Genomic DNA, 18,647 nt, shown 5'->3' on the forward strand with positions numbered 1-18,647 from the left:
GGTAGTGTGGGGTTTCCCCATGTGAGAGTAGGTCATCGTCAAGATTCATTTCGCAAAACCCCTATCTGCGCGAGCAGGTAGGGGTTTTGTCTTTCTACCCGCAAAACACGCTATCTGCCAAACCTGTGCCTTGGTCATCTCCCACATTTCGAGCTGGGCCACTAGAATAGTCCGACGTACCTATTCAGAATTCCGAGATGCCTGAAACCGAAGCCCTAGAGCAGTTGCCACTGGATGAGCTGGTCGCCTGTCACGAGTGCGACCTGTTGATGCGTAAACCTTCCCTGCAGCATGACGAAAAGGCCCAATGCCCTCGTTGTGGCTATGAGCTGTACGCCCACCGGCACAATGTGGTCAACCGTAGCCTGGCCCTGGTGCTGACGGCCCTGCTGCTTTTCGTGCCCGCCAATTTCCTGCCAATCATGCAGTTGCACCTGCTAGGCCAGACTTCAGACGATACGGTCTGGAGCGGTGTGGTGGGCTTGTACAATTCCGAGATGCGCGGCGTCGCTGTCGTGGTGTTCCTCTGCAGTATGGCCATCCCGTTGCTCAAGCTGTTGTGCCAGCTGGCAGTGTTGCTGAGCATTCGCCTGAACATCGGGCGCAGCTATGGCCTGCTGTGCTACCGCGTCTATCACCACCTACGTGACTGGGGCATGCTCGAGGTCTACTTCATGGGCGTGCTGGTCGCGATCGTCAAACTGGTGGATCTGGCTGAGCTGAGCGTTGGCTTGGGCCTGTTCTGCTTCATCAGCCTGCTGCTGGTCCAGGTCTGGCTAGAGGTAGTGATGTCTCCACACCAGATCTGGAGCGCGTTGTCGGGGGAGGATCTCCATGCGGGCGATTGATGCAGGCATCCTGGTCTGCAATGAATGTCATGAATTGAATCGTCAGGATGGCGAGCGCAGTTCGCAGACCTGCACGCGTTGTGGGGCTATCGTGCATGCGCGCCGGCCCAACAGCATCGTGCGGACCTGGGCACTGCTGATAGCCGCGTCGATTCTGTACATCCCGGCCAACGTGTTGCCGATCATGACCATCAGTGCCTTGGGGCAGGGTAGTCCGGACACCATCATGTCCGGCGTCATTGCCCTGCTCAAGCACGGCATGGTGCCGATTGCCGCGGTGGTTTTCATCGCCAGCATTCTGGTACCGACGTTCAAGCTGATCGGTATCGGCCTGCTGCTGTATTCCGTCCAGCGTCGCCAACCGCTGTCGGCGCGGCAACGGATCCTGATGTACCGCTTCATCGAGTTCATAGGGCGCTGGTCAATGCTGGACATCTTCGTTATCGCCATTTTGGTGGCGGTGGTGAATTTCGGCCGCATTGCCAGTGTCGAAGCCAACCTGGGCGCTGTCGCCTTCGCAACTGTGGTGATTCTCACGATGCTTGCTGCTTTAACTTTCGATCCCCGACTGATTTGGGATAACACGGAGTCGGATGACGACCATGAGTGACTTGCCTACGGCCAAAACCCGCCCCGCCTCCAATTGGTCGGCAATCTGGATTCTGCCGCTGATCGCGCTGATGATCGGCGGCTGGCTGGCCTGGCAGGCTTACCGCGATGCCGGCGTGGAAATCGAGGTTCGTTTCGAGAGCGGCGAGGGCATCGTCGCCAACAAGACCGAAGTCATCTACAAAGGTATGCCGGTCGGCAAGGTGAAGAGCCTGGTGCTCGATGCCAAGGGCGAAAAGCAGGGCGTCATCGCCACCATCGAGATGAACAAGGCTGCAGAGCCGCACCTGACCAAAGGCACGCGTTTCTGGCTGGTCAAGCCCAGCGTCAGCCTGGCGGGTATAACCGGTCTTGAGACATTGGTGTCCGGCAATTACATTGCCGTCAGCCCGGGGGAGGGTGAGCGGACCAAGCGCTTTACTGCGTTGAAGGTAGCGCCGCCGCTTTCGGACAGCGAGCCGGGTCTGCACCTTACGCTCAAAGCCGAGCGGCTGGGATCGCTCAATCGCGATAGCCCGGTCTTCTACAAGCAGATCCAGGTCGGTCGGGTGAAGAGCTACCGCCTCTCCGATGACCAGAGCACGGTCGAGGTCAAAGTCTTCATCGAGCCGGCCTATGCCAGCCTGGTGCGCAAGCACACGCGCTTCTGGAACGCCAGCGGGATCAGCATCGACGCCGACCTCTCCGGTGTGAAGGTGCGCAGCGAGTCGCTGTCCAGCATCGTCGCAGGCGGTATTGCCTTTGCCACCCCGGAATACCGCAAGGACAGTCCGCCCACCGACCCCAGCTTGCCGTTCCGTCTCTACGAAGACTTCGACGCGGCCCAGGCGGGGATTCGGGTAAAGGTCAAGTTGAACGATTATGAAGGCCTGCAAGCCGGTCGCACGCCGGTGATGTACAAGGGCATTCAGGTCGGTTCGCTGAAAGCGCTGAAGATGGAAAACAACCTGTCCGTCGCCATGGCCGAGCTGACACTCGACCCGCTGACCGAAGACTACCTGGTTGATGGCACACAGTTCTGGGTGGTCAAACCGTCCATCTCGTTGGCGGGAATCACCGGCTTGGAAGCCTTGGTCAAAGGTAACTACATCGCCATCCGCCCCGGTGAGAAGGGCGCAACGCCTCAGCGCGAGTTCGAGGCCAGGCCCAAGGCGCCACCGCTCGACCTCAGGGCGCCAGGCCTGCACCTGGTGCTGTTCGCCGATACCCTGGGTTCGCTGGAGGTCGGCAGCCCGGTCATGTACCGCCAGGTCAAGGTCGGCAGCGTGCAGAGCTATCAGTTCGCCCCCAACAGCAATCGCATCCTGATTGGCGTGCATATCGAGAAAGAGTACGAAAAGCTGGTCAACGGCTCGTCGCGCTTCTGGAACGTCAGCGGCATTACCCTCACCGGCGGCCTGTCTGGTATCAAGATCAAGAGTGAGTCACTGCAGACCCTCATGGCTGGCGGTATCGCGTTCGACACACCGACCCCGAACGTTGCGCTCAAGCGCCACATTCCGCGTTTCCGCCTGTTGGAAAGCCAGGAAGCGGTGAACCGCAGCGGCACCTTGGTCACGATCCGTGTCGATCGCGCTGACGGCCTCAAGGCGGGCACGCCAATCCGCTTCCGAGGCCTGGATGTGGGCAGTGTCGAACGTGTCGACCTGACCAAAGACCTGCAAGCCGTGCTGCTGCGTGCGCGCATCACCGAAGCGGCTGACCGCATCGCGCGGGTGGGTACTCAGTTCTGGGTAGTCAAGCCGGCCCTTGGCCTGGTGCGTACCGAGAACCTCGACACTCTGATTGGTGGGCAATACCTGGAAGTGCAGCCGTCAGCCAAGGGTAGAGGCCCGCAGCGCGATTTCATCGCCTTGGCCGAAGCGCCCGAGGTGGTGGGGCAGGAGATCGGTTTGCCGCTGACCCTGAGTGCGCCTCGACGTGGCTCGATCAAGCCTGGGGTGCCGGTGACCTATCGTGAAGTCGCCGTAGGCAAGGTCACTGGCTATGAGCTGGGCCAGAGTGCCGACCGGGTGCTGATCCATATCCTGATCGAGCCGCGATATGCCGCCTTGGTGCGCAGTGGCAGTCGATTCTGGAACAGCAGCGGGTTCGGTTTCGACTGGGGGCTGATCAAAGGGGCTACGGTGCGTACCGAGTCGCTGGAAACGCTCATAGAAGGCGGCATTGCGTTCGCCACGCCCGATGGCGAGCAGATGGGCAACCCGGCCCGACCGCAGCAGACCTTTGCCCTGTTCGACCAGGCGCAGGATGAGTGGCTGCAGTGGGCGCCGAAGATCCAGATCGCCAAGTAGTGCTAGGGGGCGCTATGCGCCCCTATCGCCGGCAAGCCGGCTCCCAAAGGAATGTCACCGATTTCAAGAGCTGTGGAGTAGCTGTGGGAGCCGGCTTGCCGACGATTGGGCCGGTACAGGCAAGATCATCAAATCGCAGGCAATAAAAAACCGACCCTAGGGTCGGTTTTTCGACAAGCGTCGCTTAGGCAGCTGCTGCTTCTTTCAGTGCCTTGATGTGGCCATTCAGACGGCCTTTGTGGCGAGCTGCTTTGTTCTTGTGGATGATACCCTTGTCGGCCATACGGTCGATTACAGGTACAGCCAGAACGTAAGCGGCTTGCGCTTTTTCGGCGTCTTTTGCGTCGATGGCTTTAACTACATTCTTGATGTAGGTGCGGACCATGGAACGCAGGCTGGCGTTGTGGCTGCGACGCTTCTCAGCCTGTTTTGCACGTTTCTTGGCGGAAGGTGTGTTGGCCACCGTCGAGCTCCTCGAAAGACTTTAGGTAAATAGCAAACAAAATAGGCCGCGAATCATGCCGATCAGTCGAGCGGATGTCAAGGCCACCTGCAGGGTTCCGCCGAGCGGTGCGCCAACAGGAGGGAAAGATTCCTTTCTGCTGCGCGACCTGTAAACTCGGGAATTTTGGCTTCCCTGCGAAGGCGCGGGAGTATCGCACATTCGGACGCTGTCTGGCAGCGTCCTCTGTCTTTGGCGTGAATCTTTTCGATGAATCTGCTCAAATCACTGGCTGCAGTCAGCTCCATCACCATGATTTCCAGGGTGTTGGGCTTCGTGCGCGATACCATTCTGGCCCGTGTATTCGGTGCCGGAATCGCCACCGACGCATTTTTCATCGCTTTCAAACTGCCCAACCTGTTGCGACGCATCTTTGCCGAAGGGGCCTTTTCCCAAGCATTCGTGCCGATTCTTGCCGAATACAAGACTCAACAGGGCGAGGAGGCGACGCGTACTTTCATCGCTTATGTAAGCGGCCTGCTGACGCTGGTCCTGGCCCTGGTCACGGCCATCGGCATTCTTGCAGCCCCCTGGGTGGTCTGGGTCACCGCGCCCGGGTTCGTCGACAACGCCGAGAAATATGAGCTGACCACCGACCTGCTGCGGGTGACCTTCCCTTATATATTGCTGATTTCCCTGTCGTCCCTGGTCGGCGCCATCCTCAATACCTGGAACCGCTTCTCGGTGCCGGCCTTTACGCCAACCTTGCTCAACGTGGCGATGATCGCGTTTGCCGTGCTGCTCACGCCGTATTTCGACCCGCCGATCATGGCCCTGGCCTGGGGCGTGCTGGCAGGGGGGCTGGCCCAGTTGCTGTACCAGCTGCCGGCGCTGAAGAAAATAGGCATGCTCGTGCTGCCACGCCTGAACCTGCGCGACACGGGCGTGTGGCGGGTGCTCAAGCAGATGCTGCCGGCGATTCTCGGCGTCTCGGTGAGCCAGATCTCGCTGATCATCAATACCATCTTCGCCTCCTTCCTGGTGGCCGGCTCGGTGTCCTGGATGTACTACGCCGACCGCCTGATGGAGCTGCCCTCGGGCGTGCTCGGCGTGGCGCTGGGCACCATTCTCCTGCCGACCCTGGCCAAGACCTACGCCAACAAGGACCGTGAAGAGTATTCGCGAATCATGGACTGGGGCCTGCGCCTGTGCTTCCTGCTGGTATTGCCCTGCACGCTGGCCCTGGCGATTCTGGCAGAGCCGCTGACCGTGGCGTTGTTCCAGTATGGCAAGTTCAGTGCCTTCGATGCGGCCATGACCCAGCGCGCGCTGATCGCCTATTCGGTCGGCCTGCTGGCAATCATTCTGGTCAAGGTACTGGCACCGGGCTTCTATGCGCAGCAGAATATCCGCACGCCGGTGAAGATCGCGATCTTCACCCTGGTCTGCACCCAGCTGTTCAACCTGGCGCTGGTCGGCCCGCTCAAGCACGCCGGCCTGGCCCTGGCGATCAGCCTCGGTGCCTGCCTGAACGCCAGCCTGCTGTTCTGGAAGCTGCGCAGCCAGCAGTTGTTCCAACCCCAGCCGGGCTGGACGATGTTCCTGCTCAAGCTGGTGCTGGCGGTGACGCTGATGTCCGCGGTCCTGCTAGTGGGCATGCACTATCTGCCGGCCTGGGAACAAGGCAACATGCTTGAGCGCTTCGTGCGTCTGGGCGCGTTGATCCTGGCAGGCGTCGTGACTTATTTCGGTTGCCTCTACCTGTGTGGCTTCAGGCCCCGGCATTTCGCCCGCAAGGCCCTGCACTGAGACACGAGGCGGGTCAGGCGTCGGTTTTTCGTATTCCACGCCGCCCCCGGGCGCTGCTGCCTGTCACCAGCGCCCGGGTGTGGTTATAATCGGCCACTTTATGAGCAAGAAGCGCGTTATGCAGCTGGTTCGAGGTCTTCACAACCTGCGCCCCGAGCACCGGGGCTGTGTCGCCACCATTGGCAACTTCGACGGGGTTCACCGTGGCCACCAGGCTATCCTGGCGCGTCTGCGCGAGCGCGGCCAGGCTTTGGGCCTGCCGACCTGCGTGGTGATCTTCGAACCGCAGCCGCGCGAGTATTTTGCTCCCGACACCGCACCGGCCCGCCTGGCGCGCCTGCGCGACAAGGTCGAGCTGCTGGCCGCTGAAGGGATCGACCGGGTGCTGTGCCTGGCTTTCAATCAGCGCCTGAGCAAGCTCAGCGCCGATGAATTCGTCAAGGCGATCCTGGTCGACGGCCTGGGCGTGCGCCACCTCGAAGTCGGCGACGACTTCCGCTTCGGTTGCGACCGTGCCGGCGATTTCGCCTTCCTGGTCGATGCCGGCAAGCAATACGGGTTCACCGTCGAGGCCGCCAACACGGTGATCCAGGATGGCCTGCGGGTCAGCAGCACCGAGGTGCGCAAGGCGCTTTCAGAAGGCAACTTCGAGCTGGCCGAGCACTTGCTGGGCCGCCCCTATCGCATCACCGGGCGCGTGTTGCACGGCCAGAAGTTGGCCCGCCAGCTGGGCACGCCCACTGCCAACATCCAGCTCAAGCGCCGCCGCGTGCCGCTGTCCGGGGTATATCTGGCCAGCATCGAAATCGACGGCAAGGCCTGGCCGGGTGTCGGCAACATCGGGGTACGCCCCACCGTGGCCGGTGACGGCCGCCCGCACCTCGAGATTCATCTACTGGATTATGCCGGCGATCTGTATGGCCGGCGCCTGACGGTGGAATTCCACCACAAGCTGCGTGAAGAGCAGCGATTCGCCTCCCTGGAGGCGCTGAAGTCGGCGATCGATGCGGATATCGCCGCCGCACGTGCACATTGGCACGCTCAACCGCTAACGAAGAGCCTGAAATGACCGACTACAAAGCCACGCTTAACCTTCCGGACACCGCCTTCCCCATGAAGGCCGGCCTGCCTCAGCGCGAACCGCAGATTCTGCAGCGCTGGGACAGCATTGGCCTGTACCAGAAGCTGCGCGAAATTGGCAAGGATCGTCCCAAGTTCGTCCTGCACGACGGCCCGCCCTATGCCAACGGCAAGATTCACATCGGTCATGCGCTGAACAAGATTCTCAAGGACATGATCGTCCGTTCCAAGACCCTGTCGGGCTTCGACGCACCTTACGTGCCGGGCTGGGACTGCCATGGCCTGCCGATCGAGCACAAGGTCGAAGTCACCCACGGCAAGCACCTGACCGCCGACCGTACCCGCGAGCTGTGCCGCGAGTACGCTGCCGAGCAGATCGAAGGGCAGAAGACCGAGTTCATCCGTCTGGGCGTGCTGGGTGACTGGGACAACCCCTACAAGACCATGAACTTCGCCAACGAGGCCGGCGAAATCCGTGCCCTGGCAGAAATGGTCAAGCAAGGTTTCGTGTTCAAGGGCCTCAAGCCTGTGAACTGGTGCTTCGACTGCGCATCGGCACTGGCCGAGGCCGAAGTCGAGTACGCCGACAAGAAATCCCAGACCATCGACGTGGCCTTCCCGGTCGCCGACGCCGACAAGCTGGCCGCTGCCTTCGGCCTGCCAGCCCTGGCCAAGCCTGCCGCCATCGTCATCTGGACCACCACCCCGTGGACCATCCCTGCCAACCAGGCGCTGAACATCCACCCGGAGTTCAAGTACGCCCTGGTCGACACCGGTGAGCGCCTGCTGGTGCTGGCCGAAGAACTGGTCGAGTCCTGCCTCAAGCGCTATAACGTGGAAGGCTCGGTCATCGCCACCGCCCAAGGTTCGGCCCTGGAACTGATCAACTTCCGCCACCCGTTCTACGACCGCCTGTCGCCGATCTACCTGGCCGACTACGTCGAACTGGGCGCCGGCACTGGCGTGGTCCACTCCGCACCGGCCTACGGTGAAGACGACTTCGTCACCTGCAAGCGTTACGGCATGGTCAACGACGACATCCTCACCCCGGTGCAGAGCAACGGCGTGTACGTCGAGTCGCTGCCGTTCTATGGTGGCCAGTTCATCTGGAAGGCCAACCCGGCCATCGTCGAGAAGCTGAGCGAAGTCGGTGCGCTGATGCACACCGAAACCATCAGCCACAGCTACATGCACTGCTGGCGCCACAAGACCCCGCTGATCTACCGCGCCACCGCGCAGTGGTTCGTCGGCATGGACAAGCAGCCGAGCACTGGCGAGCCGCTGCGCGAGCGCGCACTGAAAGCCATCGAAGACACCAAGTTCGTCCCGGCCTGGGGCCAGGCACGCCTGCACTCGATGATCGCCAACCGCCCGGACTGGTGCATCTCGCGTCAGCGCAACTGGGGCGTGCCGATCCCGTTCTTCCTGCACAAGCAGACCGGCGAGCTGCACCCGCGCACCGTCGAACTGATGGAGCAAGTTGCCAAGCGCGTCGAGCAAGAAGGCATCGAAGCCTGGTTCAAGCTGGACGCCGCCGAACTGCTCGGTGACGAAGCTGGCCAGTACGACAAGATCGCCGACACCCTGGACGTCTGGTTCGACTCCGGTACCACGCACTGGCACGTCCTGCGCGGTTCGCACGACATCGGCCACGCCACCGGCCCGCGCGCCGACCTGTACCTGGAAGGTTCCGACCAGCACCGTGGCTGGTTCCACTCGTCCCTGCTGACCGGTTGCGCGATCGACAACCACGCGCCGTACCGCGAGCTGCTGACCCACGGTTTCACCGTGGACGAGAGCGGCCGCAAGATGTCCAAGTCGCTGGGCAATACCATCGAGCCAGAGAAGGTCAACAACACCTTGGGTGCCGACATTCTGCGCCTGTGGGTCTCGGCCACCGACTACTCCGGTGAAATGGCCGTTTCCGAGCAGATCCTGCAGCGCAGTGCCGATGCCTACCGCCGTATCCGCAACACCGCGCGCTTCCTGCTCTCCAACCTGTCCGGCTTCGACCCTTCCCGCGACTTGCTGGCGCCGGAAGAAATGATTGCCCTGGACCGTTGGGCCGTGGATCGCACCCTGCTGCTGCAGCGCGAGCTGGAAGAGCACTACGGCGAATACCGTTTCTGGAACGTCTACTCGAAGATCCACAACTTCTGCGTGCAGGAGCTGGGCGGCTTCTACCTCGACATCATCAAGGACCGCCAGTACACCACCGGCGCCAACAGTGTCGCTCGCCGTTCCTGCCAGACCGCGCTGTACCACATCAGCGAGGCGCTGGTGCGCTGGATCGCGCCGATCCTGGCCTTCACCGCCGACGAAATCTGGCAGTACCTGCCGGGCGAGCGCAACGAGTCGGTCATGCTCAACGGCTGGTACCAAGGCCTGAGCGAGCTGCCGGAAGGCACCGAGCTGGACCGCGCCTACTGGGACCGCGTGATGGCGGTCAAGGCCGCGGTGAACAAGGAGCTGGAAAACCAGCGCACCGCCAAGGTCATCGGCGGCAACCTGCAGGCTGAAGTCACCCTGTTCGCCGACGAAGGCCTGAGCGCCGACCTGGGCAAGCTGGGCGACGAGCTGCGCTTCGTGCTGATCACCTCCGCCGCCAGCGTGGTGCCATTCACCCAGGCGCCGGCCGAAGCGGTGGCCACCGAAGTCGAAGGCCTCAAGCTGAAAGTGGTCAAGTCCGGTCACGCCAAGTGCGGCCGTTGCTGGCACTTCCGCGCCGACGTCGGCAGCCACCCGGAGCATCCGGAAATCTGCGAGCGTTGCGTCGACAACCTGAGCGGTTCGGGCGAGGTGCGCCACTATGCCTAACCCTGCAGCGGGGCGCTTCGGGCGCCTTGCCTGGCTCTGGCTAAGCCTGGTGGTACTGGTCCTGGACCAGGCCACCAAGCTGTATTTCAACAATGCACTGAGCATGTACCAGCAGATCGTGGTCATCCCTGACTACTTCAGCTGGACCTTGGCCTACAACACCGGCGCCGCGTTCAGCTTCCTGGCCGACAGCTCCGGCTGGCAGCGCTGGTTGTTCGCCCTGATCGCCGTGGTGGTCAGCGGTGTGCTGGTGGTCTGGCTCAAGCGCCTTGGGCGCAACGAGACCTGGCTGGCGGTTGCGCTGGCGCTGGTGCTTGGCGGCGCGCTGGGTAACCTCTACGACCGCATCGTGCTTGGCCATGTGGTCGATTTCATCCTGGTGCATTGGAAGAATATTCATCATTTCCCGGCCTTCAACCTGGCCGACAGCGCCATCACCGTTGGTGCGGTGATGCTGGCGCTGGATATGTTCAAGAGCAAGAAGTCCGAGGATCCGGTCCATGACTGACACCCGTATCGGCCAGAACACCGAAGTCACCCTGCACTTCGCGCTGCACCTGGAAAACGGCGACACCGTCGACAGCACGTTCGACAAGGCCCCTGCCACTTTCAAGGTCGGCGACGGCAACCTGCTGCCTGGTTTCGAGAGCGCGCTGTTCGGCTTCAAGGCCGGTGACAAGCGCACCGTGGTGGTAGCCCCGGAGAATGCCTTCGGCCAGCCTAACCCGCAGAACGTGCAGGTCATGCCGCGGTCCAATTTCGACGGCATGGAGTTGTCCGAAGGGTTGCTGATCATCTTCAACGATGCCGCCAACACCGAGCTGCCGGGTGTGGTCAAAGCGTTCGATGACGACCAGGTAACCATCGACTTCAATCACCCACTGGCTGGCAAGACCCTGACCTTCGAGGTGGAGATCCTCGGGGTGAAGGCCCTGTAAGCCTGGAGCCCAGCATGCAAATCAAACTCGCCAACCCACGCGGCTTCTGCGCGGGGGTCGACCGGGCGATCGAGATCGTCAACCGTGCGCTGGAAGTCTTCGGCCCGCCGATCTATGTGCGCCATGAAGTGGTGCACAACAAGTTCGTGGTGGAAGACCTGCGTAACCGCGGCGCCATCTTCGTCGAGGAGCTGGACCAGGTGCCGGACGATGTCATCGTCATCTTCAGTGCCCATGGCGTTTCCCAGGCCGTGCGCCAGGAAGCCGCCGGCCGCGGCCTGAAGGTGTTCGACGCGACCTGCCCGCTGGTCACCAAGGTGCATATCGAGGTGGCCAAGTACAGCCGTGATGGTCGCGAAACCATCCTGATCGGCCACGAAGGGCACCCGGAAGTCGAAGGCACCATGGGCCAGTATGACGCCAGCAACGGCGGCGCCATCTACCTCGTCGAAGACGAAGAAGATGTCGCCAAGTTGCAGGTGAAAAACCCGGACCACCTGGCCTTCGTCACCCAGACCACGCTGTCGATGGACGATACCAGTCGGGTCATCGACGCCCTGCGTGCGCGCTTCCCGAACATCGGTGGCCCGCGCAAGGACGACATCTGCTACGCCACACAGAACCGCCAGGATGCCGTCAAGCAACTGGCCGACGAGTGTGACGTGGTGCTGGTGGTGGGCAGCCCCAACAGCTCGAACTCCAACCGCTTGCGTGAGCTGGCAGAGCGCATGGGTACCCCGGCCTATCTGATCGATGGCGCCGAGGATATGCAGCGCGACTGGTTCGACCAGGCGGCGCGGATCGGCATCACGGCCGGTGCTTCGGCCCCCGAAGTGCTGGTACGTGGCGTGATCGACCAGCTCAAAGCCTGGGGTGCCACTGGCGCCGAAGAGCTGGATGGGCGCCCGGAGAACATCACGTTCTCCATGCCCAAAGAGCTGCGGGTTCGCTCGCTGATCTGATCAGCGGCCTGCGCACAGGGGATTCTCTCGGTCCTCCGTGCGCAGGCTTATCCTGCCGGCGCTTGCCAGTACAACGTGATACTGGCTGCCACAAATTTCCAGCGTTGCGCCTGTGAAGTTGTTGGTTGGCCCCAGGGGTACCCCCAGCGCACTGAACCTCACCTGCTCACCGGTATTGCTCGCGATGATCAAGGGTCGTGCAAGGCGGTGTTCGCGTAACAACTGGTGGTTGCTTTCGAGCATTACGCGCCAGCCTTTCCCCCAGTCGTTTTCCAACGGCTGCACCATCACCGGCTGCCCCTGCAGCATGGCGTGGCTGCGCGCGCTTCGCAGTGCATGAGCCAGATCCCGGGCTGCTGCCGCTCTGTGCAGGTCATCGCTCAACCTGGCGTAGGCCGGCATACCGAGATGTGTCAGCAAAGCGGCAGTGGCCAAGGCAAACATCATTTGTATCAGTGTTACCCCTCGTTGCTTCACCGTGCATTCCTCCCTGGAAGTGCTTCGCTGTAGCTTCACGGTCGGTGGACATGAGGTCCAGTCGAGCAAGTTCAGGGCAATTGCGGGAAAAGTCGCAGGAGGTGCAGGGATGCACACAAAGCAGCAGGGCATGACGCTTTTGGAAGTGCTGTTGGCTGTGCTGGTGGTGGCCGTGGGCATTTTTGCCGCAGCTGCCTTGCAGCTCAAGGCGCTGCAGGCCGTCGAGAGTGCACGTCGCGATGGTCAGGCCGCGATGGCGGCGCACAGTGAGTATGAGAAGGGCGCCGGCAATGAGGCGTAGTCAGTGCGGTTTCGGTTTGCTCGAAGCCACGCTGGCGCTGGCCGTCGGGCTGATGGTGCTGGCGGCGACCACTCAACTATTTACCTCCGCCCACCAGAGCTGGCGCCTGCAAAGTGCTGCATTGCGCTTGCAGGATGACGCTCGGTTGGCGCTGTTGCGCATGGCACAGGATATCCGCCAGGCCGGGATGTTCGGTTGCCTGCGACTGCAGCCCGATGACTTCAAGGCTCCGACAGCCCGGCAGGCCTTCGCCCGGCCACTGGAGATTGGCCCGTCCAGCCTGAGTCTGGTCGTCGCCGAGTTGCCTGGACATACCGGAGCTGCGGATTGGACTCTGCTGACGGACTGTAGACGGGAGGCGCGGGTGGAAAGCGGGCGCTACCCGGGCACAGACCAACTCATGGCAATTCCCATCAGCCGCATTCGCTACGCGTTGTCAGGCACCACGCTCATGTTCACAAGGCGCAATCATAGCCAGCCTCTGGTCGATCATGTTCGTGAACTGCATGTGGCACTTGTACAAAGCCCGCAAGGGCAGAGGGTCGACCTGCGACTGACGATGTATGAGCCAGCGCTTCAGATCGAGCAACACCATGAGCTGAGCGTAGCGCTGCGCAATCCGGTGCCTGGGCCATGAACCGCCAGCGGGGTGTGGTCTTGCTGCTGGCGCTGGTGCTGTGCCTGTTATTGAGCCTGTTGTCTGCCTCAGCCCTGCGCGATGCGCTGGTTGAAACACGAATGACAGGCGTCATGCGCGATGGCTTGTTGGCATTCGAACAGGCGGAGGGCGCACTACGGGCTGGTGAGGAGGCATTTAGACGGGGGCCGCCTGAGCTTTGCGAAGGTTGCCTGCCGCCGACGAGGCCTCACGAACTGCAAGGGCCATGGCAAAGCACCAAGAGCGGCTACTACCAACTACAGAACCTGGGCGTCACCCGCAAAGCCGTGCATATGCCGGAAGGCGAGCAGGTCACCTTGTACCGAGTGACCGCGGTCAGCCAGCAACTGGCAGCCAGGCAGGTGTTGGAAGCCGTCTATGCCGTGCCAACCGCTCAAACCCAAGCGCCCCAGCGCATCCTCTGGCGCCAGAGACTGAGGGAAGACTGACATGCAGCAAGGCCTGAGCCTGATCGAGTTGTTGATTGTCATGGCCGTCACCGGCATTCTGGCAGCCATTGCCTACCCCAGTTACAGCGACCAGCTCCGGCGAGCCGCACGCAGCGAAGTGGTCGGCCTGCTGCATGACGCCGCCCTGCGCCTTGAGCAGCATCGCATGCGCACTGGCCAGTACGCCGAAGGCGACCCTGCGTTGCCCATCGCCAATCGTCACTACCGCCTGCAGGCCATTCGCGGCAGCGACACCTTCACGCTGCTTGCCCGGCGCTTGCCGCATGGTCTGATGGCCGACGACCGCTGTGGCGATTACCAGCTCGACCAGGCGCTCGTGCGCAGCAATCCAGGCGGCGTCGAGGCCGGCGAGCGCTGTTGGGGAAGCTGAGGGGTGAATGATGCCCATGCATCGCGGTTTTACTTCAGGTGTTGGATCGACAGATGAGCAAGCAAGTAGTGGTGGTCGGCGGCGGGGTGATCGGCCTGCTGACAGCATTCAACCTGGCGGCGAAGGTCGGACAGGTGGTGGTGTGTGATCAAGGCGAAGTCGGCCGCGAGTCGTCTTGGGCCGGTGGCGGTATCGTCTCGCCGCTGTACCCTTGGCGCTACAGCCCGGCGGTGACCGCCCTGGCGCACTGGTCGCAGGATTTTTATCCACAGCTGGGCGAGCGCCTGTTCGCCAGCACGGGCCTCGATCCGGAAGTTCACACCACGGGCCTGTACTGGCTCGACCTGGATGACGAGGCCGAGGCCCTGGCCTGGGCCGAACGCGAGGGGCGGCCATTGAGCGCCGTGGATATCTCGGCTGCCTATGATGCCGTGCCGGTACTGGGCCCGGGTTTCAAGCGCGCGATCTTCATGGCGGGCGTGGCCAACGTGCGCAACCCCCGGCTGGTCAAGTCGCTCAAGGCGGCGCTGCAGGCTATGCCCAACGTGACGTTGCGCGAACACTGCCAGATCACCGGTTTTGTTCAGGAGGGTGGGCGCGTCACCGGCGTGCAGACCGAAGAGGGTGTGCTGCAGGCCGATGATGTCGTGCTCAGCGCTGGCGCCTGGAGCGGCGACCTGCTGCGCACACTTGGCCTTGAGCTGCCGGTGGAACCGGTGAAAGGCCAGATGATCCTGTTCAAGTGCGCCGAGGATTTTCTGCCGAGCATGGTCCTGGCCAAGGGGCGCTATGCGATCCCGCGGCGGGATGGGCATATTCTGGTGGGCAGCACCTTGGAGCACGCCGGGTACGACAAGACTCCGACCGAGGAGGCGTTGGCCAGCCTGAAGGCCTCGGCAATCGAATTGCTGCCCGAGCTTGAGGGCGCCGAAGTGGTGGGGCACTGGGCTGGATTGCGGCCAGGTTCACCCGAAGGTGTTCCGTATATCGGGCGGGTGCCTGGGCATGACGGGCTGTGGCTGAACTGCGGGCATTACCGCAATGGGTTGGTGCTGGCGCCGGCTTCGTGCCAGTTGTTCACTGACTTGTTGACGGGGGGGGAGCCGATTATCGATCCGGCGCCGTATGCGCCAGAAGGGCGTTTGGGCTGACATCGCCGGGCCAGCTGTGCGGGCCAATCGCCGGCAAGCCGGCTCCCACAGGTACACCACAGGATTAGAAAACGGTGGTGTACCTGTGGGAGCTGGCTTGCCAGCGATAGGGCCAGTGAGGTCGGCAGTCAGCCCTGGCGCCCGGGCCCCTGCTCCAGGTGCGCCGGGCTGCAATACCACTCGTTACCCCGGTGCAGCGCCCGGTCATTGGGCAGGTGCACCCCGCAATGGGCGCAGCGCACCATTTTCAGCGGGGCGTCGAGCTTCGGTTCGGAAGGCGATTGCTGGCTGATCTTGAATTTGCGCCACAGCCAGTACGCGGCGGCGATCACGGCGATCCAGAAAAGTAGACGAACCATGGTGTCCAGCTTGTCGAATGATGAAGGCGACAGTCTAGGATGCTGCCAATAAAAAAGGGAGGCCCTTGGCCTCCCTTTCTATTTGCGCTTGAATCAGTCGAACAGACCAAAGGTCATGTAGCTGAACCACGAGCGGTCTTTCTCGGCTTCCTTCGGCCCTTCCGGCAGGATCGGGTCGCCGTTCTCGTCCTTGGGCAGCAGCTCTTCCGGCATTTCGGAGCGGGCGTCCTGGAACTGGCGGACCACGTCCTGGTTGGCGCGGGTTTCGCCCGGTGGCAGCGGGGTATCGGTCTCGATCATGCCCAGGGTGGCCTTGGACAGCCAGCTGCGGCCATCAGACTCGGTCTGCTTGGGCTCGAACTGGCCATCGACCAGGCTCGGGTGGTTCGGGTAGTTGAGCTTGAGGGTTTCCAGGCTGGTGGCGGCCAGGTCGTCCAGGTGCATCTTCTGGTAGGCCTCGACCATCACCGCCAGGCCGTCACCGACCGATGGGGTTTCCTGGAAGTTCTCTACCACGTAGCGGCCACGGTTGGCGGCGGCGACGTACGCCTGGCGGGTCAGGTAGTAGTCGGCCACGTGGATTTCGTAGGCGGCCAGCAGGTTGCGCAGGTAGATCATGCGCTGCTTGGCGTCCGGCGCGTAGCGGCTATTGGGGAAGCGGCTGGTCAGCTGGGCGAACTCGTTGTACGAGTCGCGGGCGGCACCCGGGTCACGCTTGGTCATGTCCAGCGGCAGGAAGCGCGCCAGCAGGCCACGGTCCTGGTCGAACGAGGTCAGGCCCTTGAGGTAGTAGGCGTAATCGACGTTCGGGTGCTGCGGGTGCAGGCGGATGAAGCGCTCGGCAGCCGATTTGGCGGCCTCGGGCTCGGCGTTCTTGTAGTTGGCGTAGATCAGCTCGAGCTGCGCCTGGTCGGCGTAGCGGCCGAACGGGTAACGCGACTCCAGGGCCTTGAGCTTGTTCACTGCACTGGTGTAGCTGGAATTGTCCAGGTCAGCCTGGGCCTGCTGGTACAGCTCGGCCTCGCTGAGGTTCTCGTCAATGACTTCCTTATTGGAGGAACAGGCCGCGGTGAGCCCGAGGATGGCGATCAGCAGCAGGTGTTTCACTTGCATGGCGGCTTGCGTCCCTTTGACGGCCGCTGTCTTGGGCGGAGCCGTCCTGTTATGATGAGCGCCCCGGCCAACCCCGGGACAAAAGAAGCCGTATTTAACCACAAGCGTGCAGTCGAAACCAAAGGCTGTACGCCCGCCGAATCGAGCATGTCCGAGATCATTCAACTTAGCGCAGAGGTACCGTCCGAACTGGGCGGTCAACGCCTCGACCAGGTCGCCGCCCAATTGTTCGCAGAGTACTCGCGTTCGCGGCTGACTTCGTGGATCAAAGAGGGCCGCCTGACGGTCGACGGCGCAGTCCTGCGCCCTCGAGATACCGTCCATGGTGGCTCGCTGCTTGCCTTGGAGGCCGAGCAAGAGGCCCAGGGCGAGTGGGTGGCCGAAGACATCGAACTGGACATCGTCTATGAAGACGACCAGATCCTGGTGATCAACAAGCCAGCCGGCCTGGTGGTGCACCCGGCTGCCGGGCATGCCAGTGGCACCCTGCTCAACGCGTTGCTGCACCATGTGCCGGATATCATCAACGTGCCGCGTGCGGGCATTGTCCACCGCCTGGACAAGGACACCACCGGTCTGATGGTCGTCGCCAAGACCCTGCAAGCGCAGACCAAGCTGGTCGAGCAGCTGCAAAGCCGCACGGTCAGCCGGATCTACGAGTGCATCGTGGTGGGGGTGGTGATCGCCGGGGGCAAGATCGACGCGCCAATCGGCCGTCACGGTGGCGTGCGCCAGCGCATGGCGGTAACTGAAGGCGGCAAGCCTGCGGTCAGCCACTACCGGGTGCTCAAGCGCTTCCGTTCGCACACCCATGTGCGGGTGAAGCTGGAAACCGGCCGTACCCACCAGATCCGTGTGCACATGGCGCATGTGGGTTATCCGCTGGTCGGCGACCAGACTTACGGTGTGCGTTTCCGCATTCCGCCGGCGGCCAGCGTGGCCATGGTCGAGGCGGTCAAGAACTTCCCGCGCCAGGCGCTGCACGCCCGCTTCCTGGCGCTGGATCACCCGACCACCGGTGAACGGATGGAATGGGCTTCGCCGCTGCCGGACGACTTCACCTGGCTGTTGTCGCTGCTGAACCAGGACCGCGAGGCGTTTATCGGATGAGTGGTCTGACGCAGTCGCTGCTTTTCCCCGACTGGCCGGCCCCGGCCTCGGTTCGCGCCTGCGTTACCACGCGTCAGGGCGGCGTTAGTTTGCCGCCCTATGAGACTTTCAATCTCGGTGACCACGTGGGCGACGACCCCGCTGCGGTCGCCGAGAACCGCCGCCGCCTGAGCGACGCGTTCGCCATCCAGCCGGCCTGGCTCAAGCAGGTGCATGGCCTTGTGGTGGCAGATGCCGACCCAGCTGCGGTGGCCGAAGCCGATGCCAGCTGGACCGACCAGCCCGGCATTGCCTGTACCGTGATGACCGCCGATTGTCTGCCCGCGCTGTTCTGCGACCGCGCCGGTACGCGCGTGGCTGCTGCCCATGCCGGCTGGCGTGGGTTGGCGGGCGGTGTATTGGAAGCCACCCTCGATCGCCTGGCACTGCCACCTGAAGAGGTGCTGGTGTGGTTGGGCCCGGCCATTGGCCCGCAGGCGTTCGAGGTGGGGCTGGAGGTGCGTGATGCCTTTACCGCGGTGCATCCTGAAGCGGGCAGGGCGTTTGTCGACGGCGAGCGGCCGGGCAAGCTGATGGCCGACATCTATGAGCTGGCGCGCATTCGCCTGGCGGCGCGTGGGGTTACTGCCGTTTATGGCGGGGGCTACTGCACGGTCAATGATGAGCGGTTCTTCTCCTATCGCCGTACCCCGCAGGGTGGGCGCTTCGCTTCAATGGTCTGGCTGGATCCTCGCTAGTCAGTAGCGGCCTCTTCGCGGGACAAGCCCCATTAATCCATCAGACTGACCCCGGTCAACCCCGCTACGCTTGAATCTTCCAGAATCAGCCTTATCTATAAG

20 protein-coding genes are annotated in these 18,647 nt (G+C 62.6%); 16 read left to right on the top strand and 4 right to left on the bottom strand.

The window, feature by feature from the left end:
* The first annotated feature begins 197 nt into the window (after positions 1-197).
* From ACIPZG_RS25825 to ACIPZG_RS25835, 3 genes are read left to right on the top strand one after another with little or no spacing between them, the layout of a single operon-like run.
* The gene (locus ACIPZG_RS25825; RefSeq protein WP_400718199.1) at positions 198-848 is read left to right on the top strand and encodes a paraquat-inducible protein A; all 651 of its coding nucleotides are present in this window, start codon (positions 198-200) and stop codon (positions 846-848) included.
* Positions 835-1,458 carry a paraquat-inducible protein A gene (locus ACIPZG_RS25830; protein ID WP_400718202.1) on the top strand — a complete coding sequence of 208 codons (624 nt, stop codon included), beginning with the start codon at positions 835-837 and terminating at the stop codon, positions 1,456-1,458. Before ACIPZG_RS25825 ends, ACIPZG_RS25830 begins: the two co-directional genes overlap by 14 nt.
* The gene (locus tag ACIPZG_RS25835; RefSeq protein WP_400718205.1) at positions 1,451-3,751 is read left to right on the top strand and encodes an MlaD family protein; all 2,301 of its coding nucleotides are present in this window, start codon (positions 1,451-1,453) and stop codon (positions 3,749-3,751) included. Before ACIPZG_RS25830 ends, ACIPZG_RS25835 begins: the two co-directional genes overlap by 8 nt.
* 184 nt (positions 3,752-3,935) lie before the next feature.
* Here ACIPZG_RS25835 and rpsT read toward each other — a convergent pair whose 3' ends face one another.
* On the bottom strand, positions 3,936-4,214 hold the full coding sequence (gene rpsT, locus ACIPZG_RS25840; protein ID WP_003247625.1) for a 30S ribosomal protein S20: 279 nt from the start codon (positions 4,212-4,214) through the stop codon (positions 3,936-3,938).
* 249 nt (positions 4,215-4,463) lie between these two features.
* On the opposite strand from rpsT, the gene murJ reads away from it, so the two are divergent.
* The 6 genes from murJ to ispH all read left to right on the top strand — a co-directional run bounded on the left by murJ (position 4,464) and on the right by ispH (position 11,799).
* Positions 4,464-6,002 (top strand): murein biosynthesis integral membrane protein MurJ, encoded by a 1,539-nt coding sequence (murJ, locus tag ACIPZG_RS25845; protein ID WP_400718206.1) that lies wholly within the window; start codon positions 4,464-4,466, stop codon positions 6,000-6,002.
* Positions 6,003-6,120: 118 nt separating this feature from the next.
* On the top strand, positions 6,121-7,071 hold the full coding sequence (gene ribF, locus ACIPZG_RS25850) for a bifunctional riboflavin kinase/FAD synthetase (protein ID WP_008090097.1): 951 nt from the start codon (positions 6,121-6,123) through the stop codon (positions 7,069-7,071).
* On the top strand, positions 7,068-9,899 hold the full coding sequence (gene ileS, locus ACIPZG_RS25855; protein ID WP_400718208.1) for an isoleucine--tRNA ligase: 2,832 nt from the start codon (positions 7,068-7,070) through the stop codon (positions 9,897-9,899). Before ribF ends, ileS begins: the two co-directional genes overlap by 4 nt.
* Positions 9,892-10,407 carry a signal peptidase II gene (gene lspA / locus ACIPZG_RS25860; RefSeq protein ID WP_008090100.1) on the top strand — a complete coding sequence of 172 codons (516 nt, stop codon included), beginning with the start codon at positions 9,892-9,894 and terminating at the stop codon, positions 10,405-10,407. The genes ileS and lspA overlap by 8 nt, the downstream gene beginning before the upstream one ends.
* Positions 10,400-10,837 (top strand): FKBP-type peptidyl-prolyl cis-trans isomerase, encoded by a 438-nt coding sequence (gene fkpB, locus ACIPZG_RS25865; protein WP_400718210.1) that lies wholly within the window; start codon positions 10,400-10,402, stop codon positions 10,835-10,837. Before lspA ends, fkpB begins: the two co-directional genes overlap by 8 nt.
* A gap of 14 nt (positions 10,838-10,851) precedes the next feature.
* Entirely contained in the window at positions 10,852-11,799 is a 948-nt protein-coding gene (ispH, locus tag ACIPZG_RS25870) for a 4-hydroxy-3-methylbut-2-enyl diphosphate reductase (RefSeq protein ID WP_008090104.1), read from the top strand.
* Here ispH and ACIPZG_RS25875 read toward each other — a convergent pair whose 3' ends face one another.
* Positions 11,800-12,276, bottom strand: coding sequence for a GspH/FimT family pseudopilin (locus ACIPZG_RS25875; RefSeq protein ID WP_400718212.1), 477 nt, complete (start codon positions 12,274-12,276; stop codon positions 11,800-11,802). It lies immediately after the preceding gene.
* Between the two features lie 109 nt (positions 12,277-12,385).
* Between ACIPZG_RS25875 and ACIPZG_RS25880 the strand changes: the two genes are divergently transcribed.
* From ACIPZG_RS25880 to thiO, 5 genes are read left to right on the top strand one after another with little or no spacing between them, the layout of a single operon-like run.
* Complete coding sequence (locus ACIPZG_RS25880; protein WP_400718214.1) at positions 12,386-12,577, top strand: prepilin-type N-terminal cleavage/methylation domain-containing protein; 192 nt, start codon at positions 12,386-12,388, stop codon at positions 12,575-12,577.
* The gene (locus ACIPZG_RS25885) at positions 12,567-13,214 is read left to right on the top strand and encodes a PilW family protein (protein WP_400718216.1); all 648 of its coding nucleotides are present in this window, start codon (positions 12,567-12,569) and stop codon (positions 13,212-13,214) included. The genes ACIPZG_RS25880 and ACIPZG_RS25885 overlap by 11 nt, the downstream gene beginning before the upstream one ends.
* Complete coding sequence (locus tag ACIPZG_RS25890) at positions 13,211-13,684, top strand: hypothetical protein (protein ID WP_400718218.1); 474 nt, start codon at positions 13,211-13,213, stop codon at positions 13,682-13,684. Before ACIPZG_RS25885 ends, ACIPZG_RS25890 begins: the two co-directional genes overlap by 4 nt.
* Before the next feature lies 1 nt (position 13,685).
* Positions 13,686-14,075, top strand: a complete 390-nt coding sequence (locus tag ACIPZG_RS25895; RefSeq protein WP_400718221.1) for a type IV pilin protein — start codon at positions 13,686-13,688, stop codon at positions 14,073-14,075.
* A 53-nt stretch (positions 14,076-14,128) separates the two neighbouring features.
* Positions 14,129-15,226 (top strand): glycine oxidase ThiO, encoded by a 1,098-nt coding sequence (thiO, locus tag ACIPZG_RS25900; protein ID WP_400718223.1) that lies wholly within the window; start codon positions 14,129-14,131, stop codon positions 15,224-15,226.
* A gap of 128 nt (positions 15,227-15,354) precedes the next feature.
* On the opposite strand, the gene ACIPZG_RS25905 is transcribed toward thiO, so the two are convergent.
* Together ACIPZG_RS25905 and ACIPZG_RS25910 are read right to left on the bottom strand one after the other, a co-directional pair.
* Positions 15,355-15,585, bottom strand: a complete 231-nt coding sequence (locus tag ACIPZG_RS25905) for a PP0621 family protein (RefSeq protein WP_008090119.1) — start codon at positions 15,583-15,585, stop codon at positions 15,355-15,357.
* Between the two features lie 93 nt (positions 15,586-15,678).
* Positions 15,679-16,698: an outer membrane protein assembly factor BamD gene (locus ACIPZG_RS25910; RefSeq protein WP_008090121.1), complete on the bottom strand. Its 1,020-nt coding sequence runs from the start codon at positions 16,696-16,698 to the stop codon at positions 15,679-15,681.
* A 147-nt stretch (positions 16,699-16,845) separates the two neighbouring features.
* Between ACIPZG_RS25910 and rluD the strand changes: the two genes are divergently transcribed.
* Entirely contained in the window at positions 16,846-17,808 is a 963-nt protein-coding gene (gene rluD, locus ACIPZG_RS25915) for a 23S rRNA pseudouridine(1911/1915/1917) synthase RluD (RefSeq protein ID WP_043272812.1), read from the top strand.
* Positions 17,805-18,545, top strand: coding sequence for a peptidoglycan editing factor PgeF (gene pgeF, locus ACIPZG_RS25920; protein WP_400718225.1), 741 nt, complete (start codon positions 17,805-17,807; stop codon positions 18,543-18,545). Before rluD ends, pgeF begins: the two co-directional genes overlap by 4 nt.
* The last annotated feature ends 102 nt before the right edge of the window (positions 18,546-18,647 follow it).

The organism is Pseudomonas sp. NPDC089395 (assembly GCF_044749525.1).
Lineage (GTDB): Bacteria > Pseudomonadota > Gammaproteobacteria > Pseudomonadales > Pseudomonadaceae > Aquipseudomonas.